We start from the raw sequence: 5,956 nt of genomic DNA on the forward strand, positions 1-5,956 counted from the left end.
TCGTCCCGGCGTGCGCGGGCACCCGGCCGGCGGCCTCGTCCACGGCGTCCGCGAGCGCGTCGAGGAGCGTGCCGGGCGCGGGCCCGGGCCCCTCGGTGAGACGGCGCAGGACGGCGACGGCCGCGCCGCTCGCCCGGGCGCCCCCGGGCCCGAACCCGTCCGCGACCGCGAGCAGCCGCTCCCCGGCGTGCCCGGCGTCCTGGTTCTCGCCCCGTACGAGCCCCCGGTCGCTCACTCCGGCACACCGCAACCCGAACCCCGCTCCCTGCCCCGTCCCCGGCCCGGGACCGTGCCCGGCGAGCGAGTCCGCGAGGAAGGCCGCCAGTTCCCCCCGTACCTCGGTCTCCGCCCGGACCCCGCCCCACCACCCCCGAACGGCCTCCGCGGCCGCCCGGGGCTCCAGCGCGACGACCTCCCCGATCCGCCCGAGCGGCATCCCGATCCGCCGCAACCACCCGATGAGCAGCCCGCGGCCCCCGGGAGGTCCCCGCGCGCTCGGGCGCTCACCGTCTCCCGGCTCCGGCTGGGCGCGGAGTTCTCGGCCGACGGAGGGCGGGGGTGGGACGGGAAGGTCGCCTGAGTCAGCCCCGCCCCGCCACGTCCGCGAGGAAGGCCGTGAAGGCGGTGGGGCTGACGAAAGGGGCGGGGCCGGGGGTGTTCTTGGAGTCGCGCAGGGCGATGGCGGCGTGGGTGGGGCGGACGTCGGCGAACTCGACGCACTGGCCGTTGGCGTCTCCGCTGTGGGAGGACTTTCGCCAGTGGGCAGGTTCGATCTCGGGCGCGGGCATAGGTGAAGACTGTCCGCGCCGCGAGATCGCTACGCAGTCAGCCCCGGCCGGTCAGACCCGTCACGAAGGCCGTGAAGGCGGCCGGGCTGACGAGGAGTGCGGGGCCGGGGGTGTTCTTGGAGTCGCGCAGGGCGATGGCGGCGTGGGTGGGGCGGACGTCGGCGAACTCGACGCACTGACCGCTGTCACCGCTGCGGGAGGACTTCCGCCAGTTGGCTTCCCCGCACGTGTACTGGACGTTCCTCGTGCTCACTTGTGCAGCCTTTCCAAGTGCTCGCGCAAAAGGTCGCGCGTCTCGCTGAAAGGAAGCGCGACATTCGCGATCGACCTGAATTCAACCGACTGGAAAGCTACCAGGTCAGCATCCTCCGTATGGAAACCGCCGGAGGGGCCGTCGACACTCGCTACCGATGTCCAAGGGTGCTTGAAATCGAGCAGAGTGGTCGCGCCGTTCGATCCGTACTTCGGGTGGGCGGTGAGCGGAAGCACTTGGAGGTCGATGTTCGGCATGTCGGACACGTCAAGGAGCCGACGCATCTGATCGCGCATGATGCCGGGGTTGTCTTCGAACCTGGGGTAGAGCGCCGCTTCCGGGACGATGGCGTGAAGGCGCGTGAGATTGCCGAGCACCGACTGCCGCGCAAGGCGCAGATTGATCAGCATCCCCACCTGCCGCGCGTCCAGACGGGCTTCGTGGGCGATGAGCTCCCGCATGTACGCGGGCGACTGCAACAACCCCGGTACCACCGAGTAGTGCTGCACGCGGATCACGTCCGCCTCCGCCTCCATCTGGACGAAGTCCAGCAGGTCCGCCTGGACGTGTCCGGTGTACGGCACCCACCAGCCCGCGCCCGCCGGCTCCTCCGCCGCGAGGGCGACCTCTTCCACGCCCTCGGGGTCGTCCACGCCGAGCTTCGCCGCGAAGGCCCGGACCTCCTCGCTGCTCACCCGGTACGTGCCGCGTTCGATGCGGCTCAGGCGCGTGATGTCCCAGCCCATCAGCTTCGCGGCGTCACCACTCTTCATCGGGCCGCGCCAGCGACGCAGTTGGGCGCCAACCCGACGCCTTTTGATGGTCGGTACCGCTCTCTTCTGCACCATGTCCGCATTCTGGCACGCCGCCAACTCGGCGCGCGATCCGTACATTTGAACGGAACACTCGCGATCGCGGGAATCGATTGCCGAGGTCCCGCCAAAAGACGCATGATGATTTCCCGCTGGGGTCGGAGCCTTCGGCACACGCCCTCGCGCGCCCTTCAATTCCCCCCGCCCTTCCTCCCGGAGGGGCCGGTCCGAGGACGTGATCGATATGACCGCCCTATGTTCAGGTGGCCCCGCCGCCCCGCGTACGCAGTGGACGGGGGAGTTCGCTCCGGTGCTGACCTCCGTGCCGGAGGCCCGGCAGACGGTGCGGCGGGTGCTGCCGCGGCTCGGGGCGCGGTGCGAGGAGCTGGTGCCGCTCGCGGTGACCGAGCTGATGGCGAACGCCGTCGTGCACGGGGGTGGCGCGCGCCCGTTGCTGCTCCTCGTCTCCATCGAGACCGATCGTTCTGTCCACATCGGCGTGACGGACAACAGCGCGCGGGTGCCGGGGCGTTGCGCCATGCCGGACGCCGAGGTCGAGGCGGGGCGCGGGCTCGCGCTGCTGCGGCTCCTCGGGGTGCGGCTGAGCTGGGACGTGGACGGGGACGGGCGCAAGCGCACCCACGCGCTCGTGCCGCCCGCGTCGGCGGTGCGGGAGCGGCGGCTGTGAGGGCGCGGCCGGTGGGCCGGGGCCGTACGGGACGTGAGCTGCGGCGGCTGCGGGACCTCGCCGAACGCGTGCTGGGCCTCGTCCCCGTACCGCCGCCGGACCCGGGCGCCCAGCAAGCGGGCCTGTTACGGGGCGTGCGCCTGCTCGCGGCGGCCACCGCCGGGCATCCGCACCCGGCGGTGGCCCGTCTCTCGCGCACGACGGCGCGTCACGCCCGCGCCGAGGCGCCGCCGACCCCCGCCCGCCTCCGCACCTTGGCCCTCCTGGCCCTCGCCCTCCTCGACGCCTTCCCGCGGCCGCCCGCCGTGCCGACGACGTGTGCGGTCCGGCGCGGGGTCCGGGGGTGAGATCGCGGGTCCGGAGCGCCGCGTCAGCCCGTGCCCGTACCGGCCGCGTCCGCCAGGACGTTGCGGAGGCGGGTCAGGCTCTCGGCCGCGAAGTCCGGGAGCGTGCTCCAGTAGTACGGGACGGCCATCGCCGCGACGGCGAGGGCCCGGGCCCAGGTCGTGTCGTCCAGGGCGAGGGCTTCGCGGTAGGCGGTCCGGGCCCGGGGCGGGAGGTCGAAGACGGGGGCGTGCTCGGCGTCGGGCAGGCCGAGGGAGAGGGTGCCGAAGTCGAGGACGGCGTGCAGTGCGCCGTCCTGGACCAGCAGGTTCGCGGGGCGCAGGTCGCCGTGGAGCCAGCCCTCGGGGCTCGCGGCGTCGGGGAGGGCGAGGGCCGCTTCCCACACCTCGCGCAGCGCGGCCAGGTCGAGCGCGAGGACGTCACCGAGCGCCGCGCACCCGTCGAGCGCCGCTTCGGCCTCCGCCGTGATGCCGTGCAACTGCCCGCCCCGGTACCAGCTCAGCCCGTCCGCGCGGCGCGCCCCCATGAGCGGTGCGCCGCGCAACTCCCGTACGAAGGTGGCCAGATCGGTGCCGAAGGTGGCCCAGTCCCGGACCGTGCCCGGCCCGGGCTCCGCGCCGTCGAGCCATCGCAGGACGCACCAGGGCGCCGGGAACCGCGCGCTCGGCGCCCCGCGACGCACGGGCTCCGGCAGCAGGGCGCCGACGTGCGGGGCGAGCCGGGGCGCCCACGTCAGTTCCCGTTCCAGCGTCCCGGCGGGCGTGCGCGGGAGCCGGACGACGTACTCCTCACCGAGCCGGTACATCGTGTTGTCGGTCCCCGCCCCGGCGTACCGGAGCGGCAGCCCTGCCCACTCGGGCATCTGTGCGGCGAGCAGTTCACGGACCAGGGCGGGCGTCGTCGGGATCTCGTCGGCGTGCAGGGCGGGCATGGAGGCAGTCTGCGGGAGGCGGCGGGCGGGGCCCACTTCTTTTCGCACGGGGGTGCGGAACGGTTCGGGGTGCCGGCGTGGTCCTCTTGGGCGGGAAGGCGTGCCGAACGAACGAAGGATGTCTCATGCGGGCCAAGAAGCTCAGCCTCGCCGCCGTCGTGCTCCTCGCGGGGCTCTCGCTCACCGCCTGCGGCAACGGCCCGCACGACAAGGCCGCCGGGGGCGGCTCCCCCGCCGCGCCCTCGGGGCAGGCCCCGGACGCCGGGACCGACGGCGGCACGGGCGGAGGCGGTACGGGCGGCGGCGGTACGGGCGGGGCGAAGGCGGCGGGTACGTCGGACGGGGGCGCGGCAGCGGGCTCCTCCTCGCCCGACGACGGGGAGCCGCGGGGCAGCGGCGGCGGAGCGATCAGCGCCGGGGCGTGCAAGACCGAGAACCTCGCCTTCGAGACCGCGCACGGCATGGGCGAGGGCGCGCTCGTCGTCAGTATGCGCAACACGAGCGGTGACGCCTGCTCGCTCAAGGGCTTCCCGGGGATCGACATCCTCTCCGACGAGGCGGGGGCGCCGCTCAGCGCCGAGCGCAGCGACGTGACACCCCCCGCTGTCACCCTCAAGTCCGGTGACACGACCCGCTTCACGCTCCACTACCCGCCGAGCGAGAGCGGCAACTCCGGCGTCTTCATCAACGCGGTCGATGTGACCCCGCCCAACGAGACCCACACCCAGCGCCTCTCGGTCGGTTTCAGCGTCGAGGCGGGGGCCGACAAACCGGGCCTCCTCGTGGTGGACCCGGTGGGCGCGGGCAAGCAGTGAGCGGGGGGCGGGACGGCCGGGGCGGAGCCGCGAGGCACCGGCCGGTGGGGGAGCCCGGCCCCGCGTTCGTACAGCCGCGTCGCACGGCCGCGTGTCACAGCCGGGCGCCCTTTCTCGTCCCTGTGGTGCGCCTCGGGTGAACGGCCCGCAGGCGCGGCTCCGGGTTCGCGGCGGACGGCTCCGCGCGAAAGGAGTCCTTCGACCCCGGCCGCCACTTCCGCTCCCCCGCCGGCTGCTTCGTGACGGGCAACGATCGCGGGCGCACGGGTGCCGTGCCTCTCCGTCGCGCGACAGGTGCGCTTCCACACGGGATACGAGCCGAGGCCGCACGACCTCGCCGACGTGGCACGGCTGCGGCCCGCCTTCGGGGTCGGACCCCGTACTGAACGAGCCCCCGCGAGGCGGATGCGGGCGCGTCCACCTGGCGGGGGCCTCGGGGGGCTTCGGACCGGGTACCCCCGGCCTCCGGCCCCCGCGTGGTTACTGCGACGGCGCCTCGATGAGCGCGAACCGGGCGCCCTCGGGGTCGGCGACGACGGCCATCCGCCCGGCCACCATGTCGAACGGCGGCGCGAGCACCGTGCCGTCGCGGCGGATGAGAGCGTCCGCCGTGGAGTCCACGTCGTCCACGGCGAAGTACGTCAGCCAGTGCGCCGGGGTCCCGGGCGGGTCGCTCTTGAGCCCGGTCGCACCGCCGACCGTCTTCCCCGCGACCTTGACCGCCCAGTAGTCCTCCGCGCCCTCGAACGGCTCGAAGTTCGCGCCGAAGACCTCGCCGTAGAAGGCGGCGGCGGTGGGCACGTCGGCGGCGTGCAGTTCGTTCCAGATGAGCGCGCCCGCCTCGTTGACGAGTCGCGCCCCGGCGAACTCGCCCGCCTGCCAGACGCCGAAGACGGCGCCCTGCGGGTCGGCCGCGATGAGCATCCGGCCCAGGTCGCCGACGTCCACGACCGGCACGACGAGCGAGCCGCCCGCCGAGATGATCGTGTCCTGCGTCGCCTGGGCGTCGGTCGTCGCGAGGTAGGTGGTCCAGAGGTTCGGCGGCTCCGGCTGGTCCTCGGGGGCCTTGCCGATACCGGCCACGGCCTTCCCGAGCACCTCGCAGATCGCGTAGCCGCCGAAGCCGCCGGGCCCGGGCTGCCCCTGCCAGCCGAGCAGGTCGCTGTAGAAGTCGATCGCGTTCCGCTGGTCGCGCGCCATCAGGTCGACCCAGCACGGCGTGCCGGTCGCGTACGGGCTGGTGATCTCAGGCACCTTGTGCCCCTTTCGTGGGATTCGTCCCACACCCTGCGGCCCGCAGGGCCCCCTTGCCACCCGGAACTCG

Annotated in this window: 8 protein-coding genes and 1 pseudogene; 3 read left to right on the top strand and 6 right to left on the bottom strand. The window is 74.0% G+C overall.

Features of this window, described 5'->3' with window-relative positions; genetic code table 11:
• The 4 genes and pseudogenes from SSBG_RS15715 to SSBG_RS15730 all read right to left on the bottom strand — a co-directional run.
• Positions 1 to 436: pseudogene (locus tag SSBG_RS15715) on the bottom strand (hypothetical protein); the annotation flags it as partial.
• 145 nt (positions 437 to 581) lie between these two features.
• A complete protein-coding gene (locus tag SSBG_RS15720; protein WP_037869872.1) occupies positions 582 to 788 on the bottom strand; it encodes a DUF397 domain-containing protein in 207 nt (68 codons plus the stop codon).
• A gap of 37 nt (positions 789 to 825) precedes the next feature.
• Positions 826 to 1,041, bottom strand: coding sequence for a DUF397 domain-containing protein (locus SSBG_RS15725; RefSeq protein WP_008747083.1), 216 nt, complete (start codon positions 1,039 to 1,041; stop codon positions 826 to 828).
• Positions 1,038 to 1,889, bottom strand: coding sequence for a helix-turn-helix domain-containing protein (locus SSBG_RS15730; RefSeq protein ID WP_078491488.1), 852 nt, complete (start codon positions 1,887 to 1,889; stop codon positions 1,038 to 1,040). Before SSBG_RS15730 ends, SSBG_RS15725 begins: the two co-directional genes overlap by 4 nt.
• A 208-nt stretch (positions 1,890 to 2,097) precedes the next feature.
• Between SSBG_RS15730 and SSBG_RS15735 the strand changes: the two genes are divergently transcribed.
• Together SSBG_RS15735 and SSBG_RS15740 are read left to right on the top strand one after the other, a co-directional pair.
• Positions 2,098 to 2,541: an ATP-binding protein gene (locus SSBG_RS15735; RefSeq protein WP_037869875.1), complete on the top strand. Its 444-nt coding sequence runs from the start codon at positions 2,098 to 2,100 to the stop codon at positions 2,539 to 2,541.
• Complete coding sequence (locus SSBG_RS15740; protein ID WP_158677782.1) at positions 2,538 to 2,888, top strand: hypothetical protein; 351 nt, start codon at positions 2,538 to 2,540, stop codon at positions 2,886 to 2,888. The genes SSBG_RS15735 and SSBG_RS15740 overlap by 4 nt, the downstream gene beginning before the upstream one ends.
• Before the next feature lie 23 nt (positions 2,889 to 2,911).
• On the opposite strand, the gene SSBG_RS15745 is transcribed toward SSBG_RS15740, so the two are convergent.
• Positions 2,912 to 3,817, bottom strand: a complete 906-nt coding sequence (locus SSBG_RS15745; RefSeq protein ID WP_008747086.1) for a phosphotransferase — start codon at positions 3,815 to 3,817, stop codon at positions 2,912 to 2,914.
• A gap of 125 nt (positions 3,818 to 3,942) precedes the next feature.
• Here SSBG_RS15745 and SSBG_RS15750 point away from each other — a divergent pair, with 125 nt between their 5' ends.
• Entirely contained in the window at positions 3,943 to 4,632 is a 690-nt protein-coding gene (locus SSBG_RS15750; protein WP_037869877.1) for a DUF4232 domain-containing protein, read from the top strand.
• Positions 4,633 to 5,112: 480 nt separating this feature from the next.
• On the opposite strand, the gene SSBG_RS15755 is transcribed toward SSBG_RS15750, so the two are convergent.
• Positions 5,113 to 5,886, bottom strand: a complete 774-nt coding sequence (locus SSBG_RS15755) for a VOC family protein (protein WP_037869879.1) — start codon at positions 5,884 to 5,886, stop codon at positions 5,113 to 5,115.
• Positions 5,887 to 5,956: the final 70 nt, after the last annotated feature.

This window comes from Streptomyces sp. SPB074 (assembly GCF_000154905.1).
In the GTDB taxonomy this organism is placed as follows: domain Bacteria; phylum Actinomycetota; class Actinomycetes; order Streptomycetales; family Streptomycetaceae; genus Streptomyces.